At 72.8% G+C, this 17,447-nt stretch carries 11 protein-coding genes; 7 read left to right on the top strand and 4 right to left on the bottom strand.

All coding sequences use genetic code 11. The features are described 5' to 3' along the window. Positions 1–128: 128 nt before the first annotated feature. The 4 genes from AC1DP1_RS03800 to AC1DP1_RS03785 all read left to right on the top strand — a co-directional run bounded on the left by AC1DP1_RS03800 (position 129) and on the right by AC1DP1_RS03785 (position 8,472). Positions 129–4,415, top strand: coding sequence for a prealbumin-like fold domain-containing protein (locus tag AC1DP1_RS03800; protein ID WP_477505711.1), 4,287 nt, complete (start codon positions 129–131; stop codon positions 4,413–4,415). A 290-nt stretch (positions 4,416–4,705) separates the two neighbouring features. Beyond that, positions 4,706–5,860 carry a pyruvate dehydrogenase (acetyl-transferring) E1 component subunit alpha gene (pdhA, locus tag AC1DP1_RS03795; RefSeq protein ID WP_191193566.1) on the top strand — a complete coding sequence of 385 codons (1,155 nt, stop codon included), beginning with the start codon at positions 4,706–4,708 and terminating at the stop codon, positions 5,858–5,860. Position 5,861: 1 nt separating this feature from the next. Continuing rightward, a complete protein-coding gene (locus AC1DP1_RS03790) occupies positions 5,862–6,848 on the top strand; it encodes an alpha-ketoacid dehydrogenase subunit beta (protein ID WP_477505710.1) in 987 nt (328 codons plus the stop codon). Between the two features lie 67 nt (positions 6,849–6,915). After that, the gene (locus tag AC1DP1_RS03785; protein ID WP_477505709.1) at positions 6,916–8,472 is read left to right on the top strand and encodes a dihydrolipoamide acetyltransferase family protein; all 1,557 of its coding nucleotides are present in this window, start codon (positions 6,916–6,918) and stop codon (positions 8,470–8,472) included. Positions 8,473–8,578: 106 nt separating this feature from the next. Here the strand turns inward: AC1DP1_RS03785 and AC1DP1_RS03780 are convergent, their stop codons facing one another. Further along, on the bottom strand, positions 8,579–9,529 hold the full coding sequence (locus AC1DP1_RS03780; RefSeq protein ID WP_477505708.1) for an NAD-dependent epimerase/dehydratase family protein: 951 nt from the start codon (positions 9,527–9,529) through the stop codon (positions 8,579–8,581). A gap of 136 nt (positions 9,530–9,665) precedes the next feature. On the opposite strand from AC1DP1_RS03780, the gene AC1DP1_RS03775 reads away from it, so the two are divergent. Both AC1DP1_RS03775 and AC1DP1_RS03770 read left to right on the top strand, forming a co-directional pair. Next, positions 9,666–11,150 carry a coiled-coil domain-containing protein gene (locus AC1DP1_RS03775; protein ID WP_477505707.1) on the top strand — a complete coding sequence of 495 codons (1,485 nt, stop codon included), beginning with the start codon at positions 9,666–9,668 and terminating at the stop codon, positions 11,148–11,150. After that, positions 11,143–12,186, top strand: coding sequence for a DivIVA domain-containing protein (locus tag AC1DP1_RS03770; protein WP_477505706.1), 1,044 nt, complete (start codon positions 11,143–11,145; stop codon positions 12,184–12,186). Before AC1DP1_RS03775 ends, AC1DP1_RS03770 begins: the two co-directional genes overlap by 8 nt. Before the next feature lie 139 nt (positions 12,187–12,325). On the opposite strand, the gene AC1DP1_RS03765 is transcribed toward AC1DP1_RS03770, so the two are convergent. Genes AC1DP1_RS03765 through AC1DP1_RS03755 form a run of 3 tightly spaced genes read right to left on the bottom strand, consistent with a single transcriptional unit; the run spans position 12,326 to position 15,969 of the window. After that, positions 12,326–13,798, bottom strand: coding sequence for a carboxyl transferase domain-containing protein (locus AC1DP1_RS03765; protein WP_477505705.1), 1,473 nt, complete (start codon positions 13,796–13,798; stop codon positions 12,326–12,328). A 48-nt stretch (positions 13,799–13,846) separates the two neighbouring features. Continuing rightward, a complete protein-coding gene (locus AC1DP1_RS03760) occupies positions 13,847–15,394 on the bottom strand; it encodes a M1 family metallopeptidase (protein ID WP_477505704.1) in 1,548 nt (515 codons plus the stop codon). Beyond that, positions 15,391–15,969 carry an RNA polymerase sigma factor gene (locus AC1DP1_RS03755; protein WP_477505703.1) on the bottom strand — a complete coding sequence of 193 codons (579 nt, stop codon included), beginning with the start codon at positions 15,967–15,969 and terminating at the stop codon, positions 15,391–15,393. The genes AC1DP1_RS03760 and AC1DP1_RS03755 overlap by 4 nt, the downstream gene beginning before the upstream one ends. A gap of 20 nt (positions 15,970–15,989) precedes the next feature. On the opposite strand from AC1DP1_RS03755, the gene AC1DP1_RS03750 reads away from it, so the two are divergent. Continuing rightward, positions 15,990–17,444, top strand: coding sequence for a serine/threonine-protein kinase (locus tag AC1DP1_RS03750; RefSeq protein ID WP_477505702.1), 1,455 nt, complete (start codon positions 15,990–15,992; stop codon positions 17,442–17,444). Positions 17,445–17,447: the final 3 nt, after the last annotated feature.

The following is a 17,447-nucleotide window of genomic DNA, read 5'->3' as shown; positions in this document are numbered from 1 at the left end:
AACGCGTACGGACGACGACGACACAGTGGGGACGGCGGGCCAGGGGGGCCCATGCCGCTGAACGGCACGGAGGTTCTGGACGGCTGAGGAGGACGATCGCGCTCCTCCTGCTCGTCCCGACCGTCGCGGTGCAGGCCGCGACCACGACGTCGGCCGGAGCGGGCGTCACGGCCGGCTTCGAGATCGACGGCAACACCTCCGTCGAGGGCGGCGGCACGGACTGGACCAGCCCGGGGATCGCGCCTCCGACGACCGACCCCGTGAAGACCGCCGACGACAGCAACTTCACCGGTGGGTCGAAGGAGTTCCAGAACCCGAGCGACTGGGCTGAGGGCACCGGCACCGCCACCGACCAGGGCGACATCTCCGACGTCTACTCGCACTTCGTCACCGGGTCCTCGAGCTGGGCGTTCCTCGGGTTCAGGCGTATCGCCCAGAGCGGGACGATGACCTTCATGGCCGAGCTCAACCAGAAGGCCAACCTCCCCCAGGAGGCCGGTGACTCCGTCCAGTTCCGGCCGGACCGCAGCGTCAACGACCTCCTCCTGCGCTTCGAGCAGGACGGGAACGGCAACTTCGCGCTCACCGCCGCCTACAAGTGGACCCAGTCCGCGAGCGGGACCTTCATCTCGGGGTGCTTCAGGGTCCCCGGCTACGCGACCCCGTCCGCATGGTGCTCCACGCCGACCGCCGGCGCGGGCTTCGACGGTGCGACCGGTGAGGGCAAGCTCTTCGCCGAGGCCGCGGTCAACCTGAGCTCCTTCGACACGGTCGGCGACTGCCGCGGTGCCTACGGGGTGATGAACGTCCGCTCGTTCGCCGGCGACTCGGTGTCCTCGTCGCTGCTCGACTTCGTCGGCGGCATCGGCATCTCGGTGCCGCCCACCTGCGGCAAGCTCGTCATCGAGAAGCGCGACCAGTTCCAGCGACTCGTCCCGGGCGCCACGTTCCGGGTCACCGGGAACCCGGTCCCGGGTGCGACCGGCGCTGCGGCGGCTGAGCTCGTCGTCAAGGACGGCGGCACGCCCGGCGTGGACACCGTCGCCGACGGCGTCGTGACCATCGACCCCGCCAAGCCCGGCACCTACACGGTCGAGGAGACCGCCACGCCCGCCGGCTACGCGCCCGACACGACCGTCCACACGGGCGTGGTCGTCGGGAGCAGCGGCACGAGCGTGGCCACCGTGGAGTTCACCAACAAGCTGTTCTTCAAGCCCCTCGCGGTGGCCAACCAGGCGTCCGGCTCCTACGGCGTCGCCTATGACTGGCGGGTCCACAAGAGCGTCGTCGGGGACGCGAAGAAGACGATCGAGGAGGGCGCGACCGCCACGTTCCAGTACCGCGTGGAGCTCGAGGCCCTTCCCGAGGGGCCGCCCACGGGCAAGGAGGTGCACGGCTCGGTGACGGTGACCAACCCCAACCCGGCCGCCACGCACCCGAGCATGCGCGCCACGATCGGCATCGCCGGCGACCTCGCGTGCCACTTCCTGCCGAGCAACGCCGCCGTCGACGTCGACCCGGGCACCACGGGAGTCCAGGTGGACGTCGGCGCCGGCGCCACGTCGTACGACTACGCGTGCGACCCCGGCGCGGGTGCGCTCGTCGGTGGTACGACGACCGCGACGGTCAGCTGGGACCAGTCGACGTACCCGCAGAAGGACGTCCACCCCGGCAGCGTCTCGGCAGGGGCGACGTACGCCATCACGGTGCAGCCCAGGATCGACGAGCACGCCACGGTGGCGGACTCGTTCGACGGCGGGGCCCCGGTGCCGATCGGCCTGCCGACCTACGCCTGGACCGACGTCTGGAACGCACCCGACCACCGCGTGGTCGTCGCCACCTACTCCAGCCCCGCGGTGGGCGGGACGGCCGGCGCGTGCCGCACCTACGACAACGTCGCCCGGGTCGACGAGAGCGACACCGACGACTTCGACACCTCCGGCTCGACGGTCGAGGTCTGCGTGGAGCTCGACGACCTGGTGGTGACCAAGACCGCGAAGCCGGCGTTCGCGCGGGACTACGACTGGACGATCGAGAAGTCGGTCAAGGGCTCGTCGTCGCAGACGGTCGACGAGGGCACGGCCGCGTCGTTCGGGTACGACGTCGTGGTGACCCCGTCGATCAGCGGCGACGGCCAGTTCGTGGTGACCGGCGTGATCTCGGTCCAGAACCCCAACCAGAAGACGATCTCCGGGGTTCAGCTGACCGACTCGCTGCCGGCTGCGACGTGCACGATCGACAAGCCCGCGGGCGCGGTCTCGATCCCGGAGGGGACGACGACGTTCGACTACTCGTGCGTGCTGCCCGGCGCGACGGCAAGCACGACCGGCACCAACACGGCGACGGCGTCGTGGGACAAGTCCGCCTACCTGGGGACCAGCGGGTCTGCGTCCGGACGGGCCGGGTTCGACTTCGCCGACGCGAAGCTGACGGTGACCGACGCGACCGCGACGGTGACCGACACCCAGGTCGACCTCGACGGCACCTCGCCGGACGGCGTGGTGGTGAGGGCGGTCGACGGGCCGAGGACCTTCACCTACACGAAGGCGTTCGACGGCGTGCCGGGTGAGTGCACGACGTACGACAACACCGCCAAGGTGGTCGCGGTCGACTCGAAGGAGTCGGACAGCGACACCGAGACGGTGACGGTCTGCGTCGACCTCGACGACCTGGTGGTGACGAAGACCGCGGAGCCGGCGTTCGCGCGGGACTACGACTGGTCGGTCGAGAAGTCGGTGAAGGGCGCCTCGTCGCAGACGGTGCCGCAGGGCTCCCCTGCCTCGTTCGCCTACGACGTGGTCGTGACTCCGTCCGCCGCGACGGACACGGCGTTCGTCGTCTCCGGCGTGATCTCGGTCCAGAACCCGAACCGGACGACGATCTCCGGGGTGCAGCTGACCGACTCGCTGCCCGGTGGCCAGTGCACGATCGACAAGCCCGCGGGGCCGCTGTCGGTCCCGAACGGGACGTCGACGTTCGACTACTCGTGCCTGCTTCCCGGTGCGACGCCCACCACGACCGGCACCAACACCGCGACGGCGTCGTGGGACAAGGCGGCCTACCACGGCACGAGCGGCTCGGCCTCGGGCACGGCAGGCGTCGACTTCGCGCAGGCGACGGTGGTCGTCACCGACGCGACGGCGACCGTGACCGACACGCAGGTCCAGCTGGGCGACGTACCCGGTGGGGCGGTCGTCAAGGCCTCCGACGGGCCGAAGACCTTCACCTATACGAAGGCGTTCGACGGCGTCCCGGGCCAGTGCACGACGTACGACAACACCGCCAAGGTCGTGGCGACGGACTCCCAGGAGTCCGACTCCGACGACGCGACGGTCGAGGTGTGCGTGCAGCAGCCGCTGCGGCTGGTGCCCACGGCCAGGGCCGACCTCGCTGTCGACCACGCCTGGTCGATCACCAAGGTCGCCGACGCCACCCAGCGCACGGCCGACGCCAACGGCAACGCGACCTTCACCTACACGGTGACGGCCCGGGCCGGCGCGAGGACCGAGTCCGGGTGGCGGCTGCAGGGCGAGGTGGCGATCACCAACCCCAACCAGTACGCCGCGGGTGACGTCGTCGCCGACGTCACGGCCTCGACGGACCTCGGTGGTGGCGCGGTGTGCACCGTGACGGGCGGCTCGGACGTCACGATCGCCGACGACAGCTCGACGACCCTTCCGGTGGCCTGCACGTTCGCCACCGAGCCGGCCGCGTCGGGCACGCTCAGCGTGACCGCGACGTGGGACCCGCCCGGTGCGGCGACCTCGACGTCGGTGACCGCCACGACGCAGCCCGTCACCTTCGGCGTCCGCTCGGAGACCAACAAGACGGTCCAGGTCGTCGACGACAAGACGGTCGCCGGGCAGCGGGTCGTCCTCGACCCGGCGCTGACCTGGGCGGCCGGACTGGTGAAGAGCTACACCTACTCGCTCACCCTGGCCGGTGGCGCCCCCGGTGCCTGCCGCAGCTGGACCAACACGGCGACGGTCGACCAGCCCGTGGGCACGGACCCGACGGCGAGCGCTGCCGTCCTGGTCTGCACCCCGGCCACCCCGCCGCCGCCCGTCGTGGTCCCGCCGCCGGTGGTCCCGCCGGTGGTCCCGCCCGAGGTCCTGCCCGGGCAGGCGTTCGGGAAGGCCGTCGGCTCGGTGAGGGCCAGCTGCCAGGGCACGGTGCGGGCCAGGCTCGCCAACCGCACCGGCGAGAAGGTCGTCTACACGCTCCGCGTGGGCACGAAGGTCCACCGGATCGGCGTGACGTCCCAGACCGCGAGGAAGTTCGTCACCCACGGACGTCCCCGGGCGAAGGTCACGTTGAAGGTCGGCTCCACCCGGCTCGACAAGCTCCGCATCCCGGCGTTGTGCGTGGCCCCCGAGGTCCTGCCCGACACCGGCCTGCGGGCCACGAGCCGGTGATGGCCGCCTTCATCACCGGGTAGCAGCTGCTGCCCGCGCCTCCAGCCCCCATGGAGGCGGGCCGGCGTCGACAGGTCACCCACGGGCCCGTCGACGCCGGCCCATCTGCGTGCGCGTGGGCCGTCGTACGACCGGGCCGAGCGGCCCCGCCCAGATTGGTGCTGGCAGGCTCCGGCCGATACGTTGAGCCCCATCCTGTGGTCGGGGTCACACACGCCGGCGACCACGTGTGCAAGCGTCGGCGTCCGGCGATCCCGTGACTGCCGCTGCCTGATTGTGAGGAGAGTGCGTTGACCGATCCTGTGAGCTTCGGCCCCGACCTTGCGGACGTCTTCGGACCGTCCCAGTCCGACGGTGGACCCGACCTCGTCCAGCTGCTGACGCCCGAGGGCGAGCGCGTCCACCACCCCGAGTTCGACCACGACTTCTCGGCCGAGGAGCTCCGCGGGCTCTACCGCGACATGGTCCTCACCCGGCGCATCGACGTCGAGGCCACGGCCCTCCAGCGTCACGGCGAGCTCGGCATCTGGGCGCAGCTGCTCGGCCAGGAGGCCGCGCAGATCGGCGCCGGCCGCGCCCTGCGTCCCCAGGACTACGTCTTCCCGACCTACCGCGAGCACGGCGTCGCCTACTGCAAGGGCGTCGACCCGCTGCGGCTGCTCGGCCTGTTTCGCGGCGTCGACCAGGGCGGCTGGGACCCCAACGAGAACAACTTCGGCCTCTACACGATCGTCATCGGCGCGCAGACCCTGCACGCCACCGGCTACGCGATGGGCATGCAGCGCGACGGCGTCGTCGGCACCGGCGACCCCGAGCGCGACTCGGCCGTGATCGCCCACTTCGGCGACGGTGCGTCGTCCCAGGGCGACGTCAACGAGGCGTTCATCTTCGCCGCGTCCTACAACGCCCCGGTCGTGTTCTTCTGCCAGAACAACCAGTGGGCCATCTCCGAGCCGATCGAGCGCCAGACCCGGATCCCGCTCTACCAGCGCGCGCTGGGCTTCGGCTTCCCGGGCATCCGCGTCGACGGCAACGACGTGCTGGCGACGTACGCCGTCACGAAGGCCGCGCTGCAGCGGGCGCGCGAGGGCAACGGCCCGTCGTTCGTCGAGGCCTACACCTACCGGATGGGCGCGCACACCACGACCGACGACCCGACGCGCTACCGCCTCAACGACGAGCTCGAGCACTGGAAGCTCAAGGACCCGATCGAGCGGCTCAAGGTCTACCTGCGCCGCAACGGCCTGGTCGACCAGCAGTTCTTCGACGACCTCGACGCCGAGGCCAAGGAGCTGGGACACCACCTCCGCGAGGGCTGCAAGGCGCTGCCCGACCCCAAGCCGCTCGACCAGTTCGGCTACGTCTTCAGCGAGATGACCGACGAGATCGCCGCCCAGCGCGACGGCTTCGCCGCCTACCTCGAGTCGTTCGAAGGAGCCCACTGACATGAGTGCGACCCAGAAGATCACCCTCGCCAAGGGCCTCAACATGGGCCTGCGCAAGGCCATGGAGGACGACGACAAGGTCCTGCTCATGGGTGAGGACGTCGGCAAGCTCGGCGGCGTCTTCCGCATCACCGACGGCCTGCAGAAGGACTTCGGCGAGGACCGCGTCATCGACAGCCCGCTCGCGGAGTCCGGCATCGTCGGCACCGCTGTCGGCATGGCGCTGCGCGGCTACCGCCCGGTCGTCGAGATCCAGTTCGACGGCTTCGTCTACCCGGCCTACGACCAGATCGTGTGCCAGGTCGCGAAGTACACCTACCGCTCGCAGGGCAAGGTGAAGATGCCGATCGTCATCCGCATCCCCTTCGGCGGCGGCATCGGCGCGGTCGAGCACCACTCGGAGAGCCCGGAGGCGCAGTTCGCGCACACCCCCGGCCTCAAGGTGGTGGCCTGCTCCAACCCGGTCGACGGCTACTGGATGATCCAGCAGGCGATCGCCCACGACGACCCGGTCATCTTCCTCGAGCCCAAGCGGCAGTACCACGCCGACAAGGCGGAGCTCGACGAGACGGCGACGCCCGAGCCGCTCTTCACCTCGCGCGTGGTCCGCGCGGGCTCCGACGCGACGGTGCTGGCCTACGGCCCGACCGTGAAGACCGCGCTCAAGTGCGCCGAGGCTGCCGAGTCCGAGGGCCGCAGCCTCGAGGTCATCGACCTGCGCACCCTCTCGCCACTCGACATGGCCCCGGTCTACGAGTCCGTACGTCGCACCGGTCGCTGCGTGGTCACCCACGAGGCGCACGTCAACCTCGGCATGGGCGCGGAGCTCGCGGCCCGGGTCACCGAGGAGTGCTTCTACTCCCTCGAGGCCCCGGTCCTGCGCGTCGGCGCGTTCGACACGCCCTACCCGCCGTCGCGCATCGAGGAGGAGTACCTCCCCGACCTCGACCGCGTGCTCGACGCCGTCGACCGCTCCTTCGCCTACTGACACACCCGCCGTTGGTCGAGGAGGTCGCGCAGCGACCGTCACGAGACCCGGCTCCGAAAGGATCCTGATGTCTGAGTTCCTCCTCCCCGATGTCGGCGAGGGCCTGACCGAGGCCGAGATCGTCGCGTGGAAGGTCAAGGTCGGCGACACGATCGAGATCAACGACGTCATCGTCGAGATCGAGACCGCCAAGTCGCTCGTCGAGCTGCCCTCTCCCTACGAGGGCACCGTCCTGGCGCTGCTCGTCGCCGAGGGCGAGACCGTGCCGGTCGGCACCCCGATCATCTCGATCGGCGCCGAGGGCGAGGCCGCCCCGGTGGCCCCCACCTCGACCCCGGCCGAGCAGACCGAGTCCGACCCGTACCTGGGGATGGCGCAGAAGGCAGGGGAGAAGGCCGGTGCGGCCCAGGTCGACCCTGCCGACATCGACCTGTCCAACCCGGCCGCGTCCGGCTCCATGGAGGGCGCGTCCCTCGTCGGCCGGATCAAGGCCGAGCGTGGCCCGATGCGCCGCGCCCGTCGCGGCTCGGCGTCACCGAGCACCGACGCCGGCGCCCAGACCCAGCTGCAGGTGCAGGGCGCGTTCTCGCCCGGCGGCGCCCAGTCGCAGGACGTGCTGCCGGCCGACGAGTCGCCGGTGCCGGCCGTCGACCAGCGCCCCGGGCCCGCGCCCGCCCCCGCCGAGGCCCTCGTGCCGTCGGCCGCGCAGGTCGAGCCCAGCGACGTACGTGCGCTGGCGAAGCCGCCGGTGCGCAAGCTCGCCAAGGACCTGGGTGTCGACCTGAGCGTCCTCACCGGCTCCGGCCCGTCGGGCTCGATCACCCGCGACGACGTCCAGGCCGCTGCCAACGGCTCGGGCTCCGCCGCTGCGTCATCCGTCTCCGCACCTGCTGGTGCGCCTTCGTCTGACGCACCGCGCGAGCGCGAGACCCGCGAGCCCATCAAGGGCGTGCGCAAGATGATGGCGGCGGCGATGAGCCAGTCGGCGTTCACCAGCCCGCACGTCACCGAGTGGATCACCGTCGACGTCACCGCCGCGATGCAGCTCGTCGCGCGGCTGAAGAAGCGTCCCGAGTTCCGCGACATCCGGGTCAGCCCGCTGCTCGTCCTCGCCCGCGCCGTCATCCTCGCGATGAAGCGCACCCCGGAGATCAACTCCTACTGGGACGAGGCCGCGCAGGAGGTCGTCTACAAGCACTACGTCAACCTCGGCATCGCGGCCGCCACGCCGCGCGGTCTGGTGGTGCCCAACGTCAAGGACGCCGACGCCCTCTCGATGACCGAGCTGGCCCAGGCGCTCGGCGCGCTCACCGCCACCGCTCGCGACGGCAAGACGCAGCCAGCCGAGATGTCGGGCGGCACCTTCACGATCACCAACGTGGGCGTCTTCGGCGTCGACGCCGGTACGCCGATCATCAACCCGGGCGAGTCCGCGATCCTCTGCTTCGGCGCGATCAACAAGCGGCCGTGGGTCGACGAGGTGACCGGCGAGATCGTGGTCCGCGACGTCACCACGCTGGCGCTGTCCTTCGACCACCGCCACGTCGACGGCGAGAAGGGCTCGCGCTTCCTGGCCGACGTCGCCGGGATGCTGCAGGACCCGGGCACGGCCCTGCTCTTCTGACCGACCGGGCACTTCCTCGCGCTCAGCCACGCCGACCGGGCACTTCCTCGCGCTCCAGCGCGAGGAAGTGCCCGGTCGAGGCTTGCTGGCGCGAGGAAGTGCCCGCTCAGCGGGCGTGCCAGGCCGCCAGCACCTCGGCCTCCCGCTCGGGCGTCAGCGCGGTGACCGGGGAGTCGAGGCAGCCCGGGGCGGTGTCGGCCAGCGGCCGGATCCGCAGCCCGGCGGCGACGGCGGGGCCCGGGTCGTGCGCCAGCATGCCGTCGTACTCCGGGCGTGGGAGCCACAGCGGGAGCGAGTCCTCACCGGCCCAGGGCGCGACCCCCTGGCCCTCGAGGAAGGCGCTGTCGACCCACGTGAGCCGCGGGTCGGGGTCGCCGACGCCGGTCGCCACCTGCGCCAGCAGGTCGCCGAGCGGCACGGGCTCGCCCACGGCGTCGTACGTCCCGGTCGTCCGCTCCTCGGCCAGCACGAGCAGCCATGCCGCGAGGTCGCGCACGTCGATCACCTGCACGACGTCCTCGGGCCGCCCCGGCGCCAGGACCTCGCCGCCACGGGCCAGCCGCTGCGGCCAGTGGGCGAAGCGCCCGGTCGGGTCGCCGGGCCCGACGATGAGACCGGGTCGGGCGACCACCGACGACGTCGCGCCCGACTGCACGGCCTGCTCGCACGCCACCTTCATCCCGCCGTAGGCCTCCGGGTCCACCGCGAGGTCCACGTCGGTGGTGATCGGGTCGAGCAGGGGCTCCATCGCGGGGGACGAGTTGTCGGCGTAGACGCTGATGGTGGACACGAAGACCCAGTGGGCGTACGACGTCGCGGCGACGGCGCTGCTCGCCTGCGACGGCAGCCGCGTCACGTCGACGACGGCGTCCCACCCGCCGTCGGCCACCGCATCCGGCGGCGGGTCGGCGCGGTCCCACGGCAGGTGCGTGGCGCCCTCGGGCACGGGACCGGACGCGCCGCGGCAGGCGCAGGTGACGTCCCAGCCGCGCGCCACCGCCTGCAGCGCGACCTCGCGGGACAGGAACCGGGTGCCGCCGAGCACGAGGAGCTTCATGCGAGCCACTCCACCGCCTCGCCCAGCCCCCGGCAAGGGCGGTTCGCTGTGGGCGCAACGGGCCGCTGCTTTTGTCACAACGGGCGACGAACTGCGAGACTGGACCCTCCGTAAGGGTGAGAAGAGGAGTGTGCGGATGGCTCAGGACTCCGCCACGGCTGCCTCCGGCGAGCCGCCCACGACGGCGGCCCTGCTGGCACGTGCGCAGCAGGTGGCCGACCAGCTGGTCAGGGAGGCACGCGAGGAGGCCGAGCGCCTCACGACCGACCTCGCTGCCCTGCGTGAGCAGACCCGCCTGCTGAAGGTCGAGACCGAGCGCGACCGCGCCGAGGCCGGCCGGGCCCGCGCGCAGGCCGAGGAGGTGCTCGCCGGCGCCTCCCAGGAGGCCGCCACGATCGTCGTGGACGCCAACGAGCAGGCCGCGCTCCTGATGAGGTCCGCCGAGGGTGCCCGGGACCAGCAGGTCGACGCCGCCCGGACCGAGAGCGACAAGCTCCGCGCCCAGGCGCAGGACGACGCGGCAGCCCTGCGCGCCGAGTCGCAGGAGCTGCGCGACACCGCCGCCAGCGAGAAGACCGAGCTGCTCGAGGGCGCGCGGACCGAGGCGGAGGCCACGCTCGCCGGTGCCCAGGAGACCGCAGCCCGCCTCGTCGAGGAGGCGCGCACCGCCGGGCAGCAGCACCTCGACTCCGCGACCGCGGAGGCCGAGTCGCTGCGCGCCAGCGCCTCCACCGAGTCCGCCCGGATGCGCGACGAGGCATCACTCCACGTCGAGGACCTGCGCCGTACGACCGGCGCGGAGGTCGACCAGATGCGCCGGGCCGCCGAGGAGATGCTGGCCGCCGCGCGCACCGAGAGCGACGAGAAGCTGCGCCACGCCGCCGAGCAGACCGCGTGGGCCACGCAGACCGTCGAGTCGGTGCTCGCCGGCGCGGCCACCGAGGCCGAGTCGATCCGCAGGTCCGCCCACGCCGACGCCGGTGACCACGCGCGGCTGGCCCGCCAGCGCGCCCACGGCGTCATCGCCACGGTCAACGGCCGGATGGCGCTCGAGCTCGCCGAGGCCAAGCAGCGCGCCGAGGAGATCACCCAGGACGCCTCCAGCACGGCGGCCGAGCGGAGGGCCGAGGCCAGGGTCGCCCTCGAGCAGGCCGAGGCCGAGGCCGCCCGGATCGTCGCCGACGCGACCGACGAGTCCGAGCGGGCGGTCGAGCGGCTCGAACGCCGCCGGACCGAGGCCGAGAGCGGCGCAGCAAGCCTCCGCGCGCTGGTCGCCGAGGAGGTCACCCGCAGCCGGGCCGACGCGGCCGAGGACCGTCGCCGTGCCCGCGAGGAGTCCGTCGCGCTCGTCGCCGAGGGCCGCGCCGAGGCCGACCAGCTCCGCGACAGCGCCCGCCGCGCGCTCGAGCGGGCCCGGGCCGAGATCGCGCAGCTCAAGGAGCAGCGCGACACCATCGCGGCCGAGCTCGGCCAGCTCTCCGGCGTCATCGCGGCGCTCTCCGTGCCCGAGCGCGCGCAGACCGGTGCCGACCCCACCGACGCCGCCGACCCGACCCCCAGCGACCCCCACGCCCCGCCACCCCCCACAGCCCCGCCAAGCCAGGAGAACCCCGATGCCTGAAGAGATGTTCACGACCGTGCGCCGCGGCTACGACCCGGGCGAGGTCGAGCGTGCCATCGGCCAGGCCCGGAGCGAGGCCGAGGACCTGCGCACGCGACTTGCTTCCGCCGAGGCCGCGGCCGAGCAGGCCCGCTCCGAGGCGTCGACGTCGCGCGAGGCGCTGGTGTCCCGCGAGTCGCAGGAGCCGGAGCAGCCGACGTACGCCCACCTCGGTGAGCGCATCGGGCAGATCCTCTCGCTCGCCGAGGCCGAGGCCGCCGAGGTCCGCGACCGGGTGATCGGTGAGGTCGAGACCATGCGCAAGGAGGCCGACCAGGAGGTCGGCGCCCTGCGTGCCGACGCCGACCGCTACGCCGAGGACACCCGCCGCGACGCCGACGCCGAGGGCGCCCGTGTCCTCGCCGACGCGCGCAAGGCCGCCGACGGGGAGCGGGACGCCGCCGAGCGTGACGCCTCCGCGCGTCGCGCCGAGGCCGAGGCCCTCTACGAGGACCAGCGCGCCAAGGCCGCCCAGGCGGCTGCGGACTTCGAGACCACGCTGGCCGAGCGTCGCCAGAAGGCCACGGCCGAGTTCCAGGCCCAGCAGGCCGCGACCCAGGCCGAGCTCGACGCGATGGCCGCGCGCAACAAGGACACCGAGGCCACCCTCGAGCGCAACCGGGCGGAGGCCGAGGAGCGCATCGCCCGGATGCTCGCCGACGCCGAGGAGCGGTCGACGACCATGGTGTCCGAGGCCCGCACCTCCGCCGACCGCGTACGCGCCGAGTCCGAGCGCGAGCTCGCCGCCGCCGCCCAGCGCCGCGACAGCATCAATGCCCAGCTCTCCAACGTCCGGCAGATGCTCGCCACCCTCACCGGCACCGTGCCCGGGGTCGTCGGCCTGTCCGACGCGCCTGCCCCCTCAGCCACCGCCCCGCACGGCGACCCCGTCGCCGACGCGGCTCGCGCCGAGTCCGACGCGCCCGAGGCCGCGGACGGCGTCGGCGATCAGGACGAGACGCCGGACAGCTCCGAGGACAGCCCCGAAGGGCCCTGAGCCACGTTTCGGCCCTCCGGAATGTGGCTGTGACACCGCCGGTCTGACGACACGCCGGATCGTCCGGGCGAGGGGTGGCCCACCCACCTTCCGGCGCACTCGGATGTGGCTGGGGCACCGCCCGGGCTGGCGGGAACGGTCAGACGTAGCGCCGCGCGCGCTCGTCCGCGGACCCCGGCCCGGAGGCCAGGAGCGCGCTGAGCTCGTGCTCGAGCACCGCGCCGACGCGGCGGCAGAACTCCTCGGGCTCGTCGGCCGCATCGGGCTTCTCGGTCACGATCCGGTCGACCACGCCCCGGCGGTGCAGGTCGATCGCCCGCACCTGCTGCGCCCGCGCCATCTCGGCGGCGTGGTCGAGGTCGCGGTGCACGATCGCGGAGGCGCCCTCGGGCGGCAGCGGTGACAGCCACGCGTGCTGCGCCGCGACCACCCGGTCGGCGGGCAGCAGGGCGAGCGCGCCACCGCCGTTGCCCTCGCCCAGCATCAGGCACAGCGTGGGCGCGTCGAGGGTGACGAGGTCCGCCAGCGAGCGCGCGATCTCGCCGGCCAGCCCGCCGTTCTCGGCGTCCGCGGAGAGGGCCGCGCCCTGGGTGTCGATGACCGTCACGAGCGGCAGCCCGAGCTCGGACGCCAGCCGCATCCCGCGCCGGGCCTCGCGCAGCGCCTCGGGTCCCATCGGGTGGTCGGTGGTCTGGCCGCGGCGGTCCTGGCCGAGGAAGACGCACGGCGCCTCGCCGAAGCGGGCGAGCGCGATCAGCAGCCCCGCGTCGCGCTCGCCCTGCCCCGTCCCGTTGAGGGGTACGACGTCGCTGGCGGCGTAGCGCAGCAGCCGTCGTACGCCTGGCCGGTCCGGGCGTCGCGACCGGGTCACGCAGTCCCACGCGTCGACGTCCGGGACGTCCTCCTGCCCCGGGTCCACGACCGGTGCGACGCCCTCCCGGGCGGCCATGAGGATGCTGAGCGCGCGGTCGAGGATCTCCTTGATCTCCTCGGGCGGCAGGACGGCGTCGATGATGCCGCGGGCGTAGAGGTTCTCGGAGGTCTGCACGCCCTCGGGGAAGGGGCGGTCGTAGAGCGCCTCGTAGACCCGGGGGCCGAGGAAGCCGACGAGCGCGCCCGGCTCCGCGACGGTGACGTGGCCGAGCGAGCCCCACGACGCCATCACGCCGCCGGTCGTGGGGTGCCGCAGGTAGACGAGGTAGGGCAGGCCCGCGGTGCGGTGCGCGGCCACGGCAGCCGAGATCCGGACCATCTGCACGAAGGCCGGGGTGCCCTCCTGCATCCGGGTGCCGCCGCTCACCGGTGCGGCCACGAGCGGCAGGCCCTCGCGGGTCGCCCGCTCGATGCCGGTGACGATCCGGTCGGCCGCGGCCCGCCCGATCGACCCGGCCAGGAAGCCGAACTCGCCCACCAGCACGGCGATCCGCCGTCCGTGCATCCGCGCCTCGCCGGTCAGCACCGACTCGTCGACGCCCGACTTCTCGGCCGCGGCGGCCAGCTCGGCGGCGTACGCCTCGCTGACGCCGTCACGCGTCGGAGCGGCGTCCCAGGAGGACCACGAGCCCTCGTCGAGGACCAGGTCGATGAGGTCGTGGGCGGAGAGGCGGGCCATGCGGGGAGGGTATGCCTCGCAGGTCCACCGACGGGACGTCGTCCCGGCTCAACCAGCGGAGGGGACCCCGGGCGCCGGCGTCCGCCTGCCCATGATCCAGCGGTCGAAGAACGCCGACAGCTCGCGCCCGGTCTCCTTCTCCCAGTGGTCGTAGAGCTGCTCACGCGACACCGAGGTGTTGTCGCGGTCGGCCAGCCACGAGCGGGCGATGGCGTAGAACTCGTCGTCGCCGAGGTCCTGGCGCAGCTCGTTCCACATGAGCGCGGGCGTGTAGTAGATGTTGGAGCTGCCGAACTGGCTCGGGTCGTAGGCGCCCGGCGGCCCGAAGTCGTCGCGCAGCTGCTGGTCGGCGGAGCGGGCGAGCCGCACGTTCTGGCGCAGCGGCCGGAGACCGTGCTCGTCCTCGTAGACCCACTGCAGCAGCATCGTCATGCCCTCGTTGAGCCAGACGTCGCGCCAGTCCGCCGGCGAGACCTGGTCGCCGTACCACTGGTGGACGATCTCGTGCGCGACGACCTGCGGCGAGAAGACGTAGTCGTTGGTGCCGAGCGTGACCATCGTCTGGGTCTCCATCGCGCTCTGCGAGTCGGTGACGACGAGGCCGAGGGAGTCGAACGGGTAGTCGCCGAGCCGGGTCTCGACCCAGTCGACGGTCGCGGCCGCGGTCTTGATCGAGTCGAGCGGACGCTTCATGCCGCGCGGCGTCCAGTAGTCCACCCGCAGCCCGCCGTCGGAGGTGTTGCTGCTGTGGACGTAGTCGCCGATCGCGAGCGTGATGAGGTACGACGACGCCGGCTCGTCGAGCTGCCACGACGTGGTCGTGCCCTCCCGGTCGCTCGTGAACTCCGTGAGCTCGCCGTTGGAGATGCCGGTCCACTCCGCCGGGGCGTGGACCGTGACGTCGTAGAGCGCCTTGTCGGACGGCTGGTCGTTGACGGGGTACCAGGTGTAGGCGCCGTAGGGCTCCTGCATCGTCCACACCTCGCCCTTGCGGGTCACCGTGAAGCCGGTCGTGCTGAAGTCACTGCGCGTGGTCGGGGCGGGGGCGGGCTCCGGAGTGCCGACGTAGTCGAGGCTCAGCTCGTAGCGCTCGTCGTCCTCGATCGGCGCCCGCAGCACGAGGTCCTTGCCGCGCCGGGCGAAGGGGATCGGCTCGCCGTCGAGGGCGACCTCGCCGACGGTGAGGCCCGGCCCGAGGTCGAGCTGGAAGCGCCGGGCCGTGCGGGCCGCACGGAAGGTGATGACCGCCGCGCCGGTGAGCTGCTCGGCGTCGGGCTCCCAGGTCAGGTCGAGCTCGTAGTGCAGGGCGTCGACGCGCGGGTCGCCGACAGCGGGGTAGACGCTGTCCTCGCGCGGCGCCGACACCGCGAGGTCGAGGTCGGGCTCCTCCGGGTCGCTCACCACCGGTCCGGGGGCGGGGACGTCCGAACCCTCGTCGTCCGGCGCCTCGCCGGCGGCCGTCTCGCTCTCCGGCGACGCCGCGGCGGACGGCGCGTCCTGCCGCTCGTCGGGAGCGGCATCCTCACCGGAGCACGCAGCCAGGACGGAGAGGGACAGGGCCGCCGCCAGCACCCCGCGGACGCGGTGGTGCGTCACCGCTCACCACGCAGCAGCGGCCGGGCGAGCTTGCGGCCGTGGTGGATCTGCGCCTTGACGGTGCCGAGCGGTGCGTCGACGAGCGTCGCGATCTCGTCGTACGGCAGGCCGTAGACGTCGCGCAGCAGCAGCGGCTCGACGAACTGCGGGTGCTCCTTCTCGATCGTCTCCATCGCCTCGAGCAGGTCGAGCCGGGTGCCCGCGATCACGCTGGTGGTGCGGGGGTCGGGACGGTCGTGCGAGCCGTCCTCGAAGTCGGTCGGCGTGGCGAGGTTCTTCAGCCGGCGGTACGTCGTGCGCGCGCTGTTGACCGACACGATGTGCAGCCAGGTGGTGAAGCGGCCGCGCCCGCCCCACGACGCGATCTTGGTGGCGACGTTGAGCATCGCCTCCTGGCAGGCGTCCTCCGCGTCGCCCGAGTATGGCAGCACCCCGCGGCAGATGTTGAGCACCCGCGGGCGCACCGCGGCGAGCAGCAGCTCCAGCGCGTCACGGTCGCCGTCCTGGGCGCGTCGCGCGAGCTCGTCGATGTCGTCCGGCGCCAACGCGTCGCCCGGGTCCCCCGAATAGTCCACCCCTGCACGATAATGCCCGGGTGTCCGCTCCCTCTCGTCTCGGTCGTTACCCGGTGCGCCGTCGCATCGGGTCGGGAGCGTTCGCGACGGTCTGGCTCGCCTACGACGAGCACCTCGACAGCCCGGTCGCCATCAAGGTCCTCGCGGACAACTGGACCGGCGACCACCACATCCGGCAGCGCTTCCTCGAGGAGGGCCGCTTCCTCCGCAAGGTGGAGTCGCCCCACGTCGTGACCGTCTACGACGCCGGCGAGCTGGAGGACGAGCGCCCCTACCTCGTGATGGCGTACGCCGACCAGGGCACGCTGGCCGACCTGATCGAGCTCTCGCCGCTGACGCGGTCACAGGCGGTCTCGGTGATCACCCAGGTCGGTCGTGGGCTCACCGCCCTCCACGACCGCGGCGTGCTGCACCGCGACGTGAAGCCCGCCAACGTGCTGTTCCGCACGGTGGAGAACGGACGCGGCGCACACATCGTGGCGATGCTCGGCGACCTCGGCCTCGGCAAGGCGATGGACATGTCCTCGCGCCTCACCATGGCCGGCGGCACCCCGTCCTACGTGGCCCCCGAGCAGGCCCTCGGCGAGGGGCTGGACTCGCGCGCCGACCAGTTCTCGCTCGCCGCCCTGAGCTACCACCTGCTGACCGGTCGCCGGCCCTACTCCCACGCGAGCCTCGTGGCCGCCGAGAACCCCGGTCCGCCCGAGCCGATGGGGATCGACGAGCCCGCCGTCGAGGAGGTGGTCCTCCGCGGTCTCGCCAAGGACCGCGAGGACCGGTTCCCCGACGTCGCGGCGTTCACCGCTGCCCTCGTGGAGGCCGTGGGCGAGCCGGTGGACGAGGCGCCGGCGGCCCGGATCCCGACCGACCCCGACCTGACCCGCGCCGCTGCCAGCACCGAGGCGACCGGGGTGGCGGGCGACCAGCCGCCGGGTCCCCGCTCACGCCGTCGTCGGTGGCCGTGGATCGCGGCCGCCGTCCTGGCCCTGACCACAGGAACCGGAGCCGGCTGGGCGTTCGAGCGCTCCGGGACCTCCGAGCGCACGGTCGAGGACGTGACCGGCACGGTCTTCGTCACCGTGCCGCCGTCCTGGGCCCGCCAGGTGGACCCCGAGCAGTGGGTCCCGTTCGAGGACCGGCCCGAGCAGGCCGCCCTCGCAGCCGGCACCCGCTCGGGGTGGAACTCCGACGACGACCCCGGCGAGGGTGTCTTCGTCGGCGTCCTGCCCGGCGACCGGCTGCCGTCCCGCGTGCCTGGCCACCCTGAGTGCTCGGTCCAGCGCGGCCCCTACTTCGACGAGAAGGAGGGCGACGACATCATGACGGTCTTCTTCAGCGGGTGCCCCGGCGTCGACTTCATGGTGGAGCGCATCATCCGCGTCAACCAGAACCAGCTGCTCTGGATCCAGATCCGCGCCGACGACAGCCCGACCGCCAGGCGGGTGCTCGACTCCGTGCGGGCTTCCGGCGTCTGAGGC

It is taken from the genome of Nocardioides sp. P4_G10 (assembly GCF_056401175.1).
Note: the sequence above shows the minus strand (reverse complement) of the source record. Positions and strands in the feature narration are given on the sequence as shown.

What these genes read in the sequence shown, in the direction of transcription:
- AC1DP1_RS03775 (WP_477505707.1), top strand. Translation starts at nt 9,666, where the DNA reads ATGGCTCAGGACTCCGCCACGGCTGCCTCCGGCGAGCCGCCCACGACG.
- AC1DP1_RS03790 (WP_477505710.1), top strand. Translation starts at nt 5,862, where the DNA reads ATGAGTGCGACCCAGAAGATCACCCTCGCCAAGGGCCTCAACATGGGC.
- AC1DP1_RS03785 (WP_477505709.1), top strand. Translation starts at nt 6,916, where the DNA reads ATGTCTGAGTTCCTCCTCCCCGATGTCGGCGAGGGCCTGACCGAGGCC.
- AC1DP1_RS03765 (WP_477505705.1), bottom strand. Translation starts at nt 13,798, where the DNA reads ATGGCCCGCCTCTCCGCCCACGACCTCATCGACCTGGTCCTCGACGAG.
- AC1DP1_RS03780 (WP_477505708.1), bottom strand. Translation starts at nt 9,529, where the DNA reads ATGAAGCTCCTCGTGCTCGGCGGCACCCGGTTCCTGTCCCGCGAGGTC.
- AC1DP1_RS03770 (WP_477505706.1), top strand. Translation starts at nt 11,143, where the DNA reads ATGCCTGAAGAGATGTTCACGACCGTGCGCCGCGGCTACGACCCGGGC.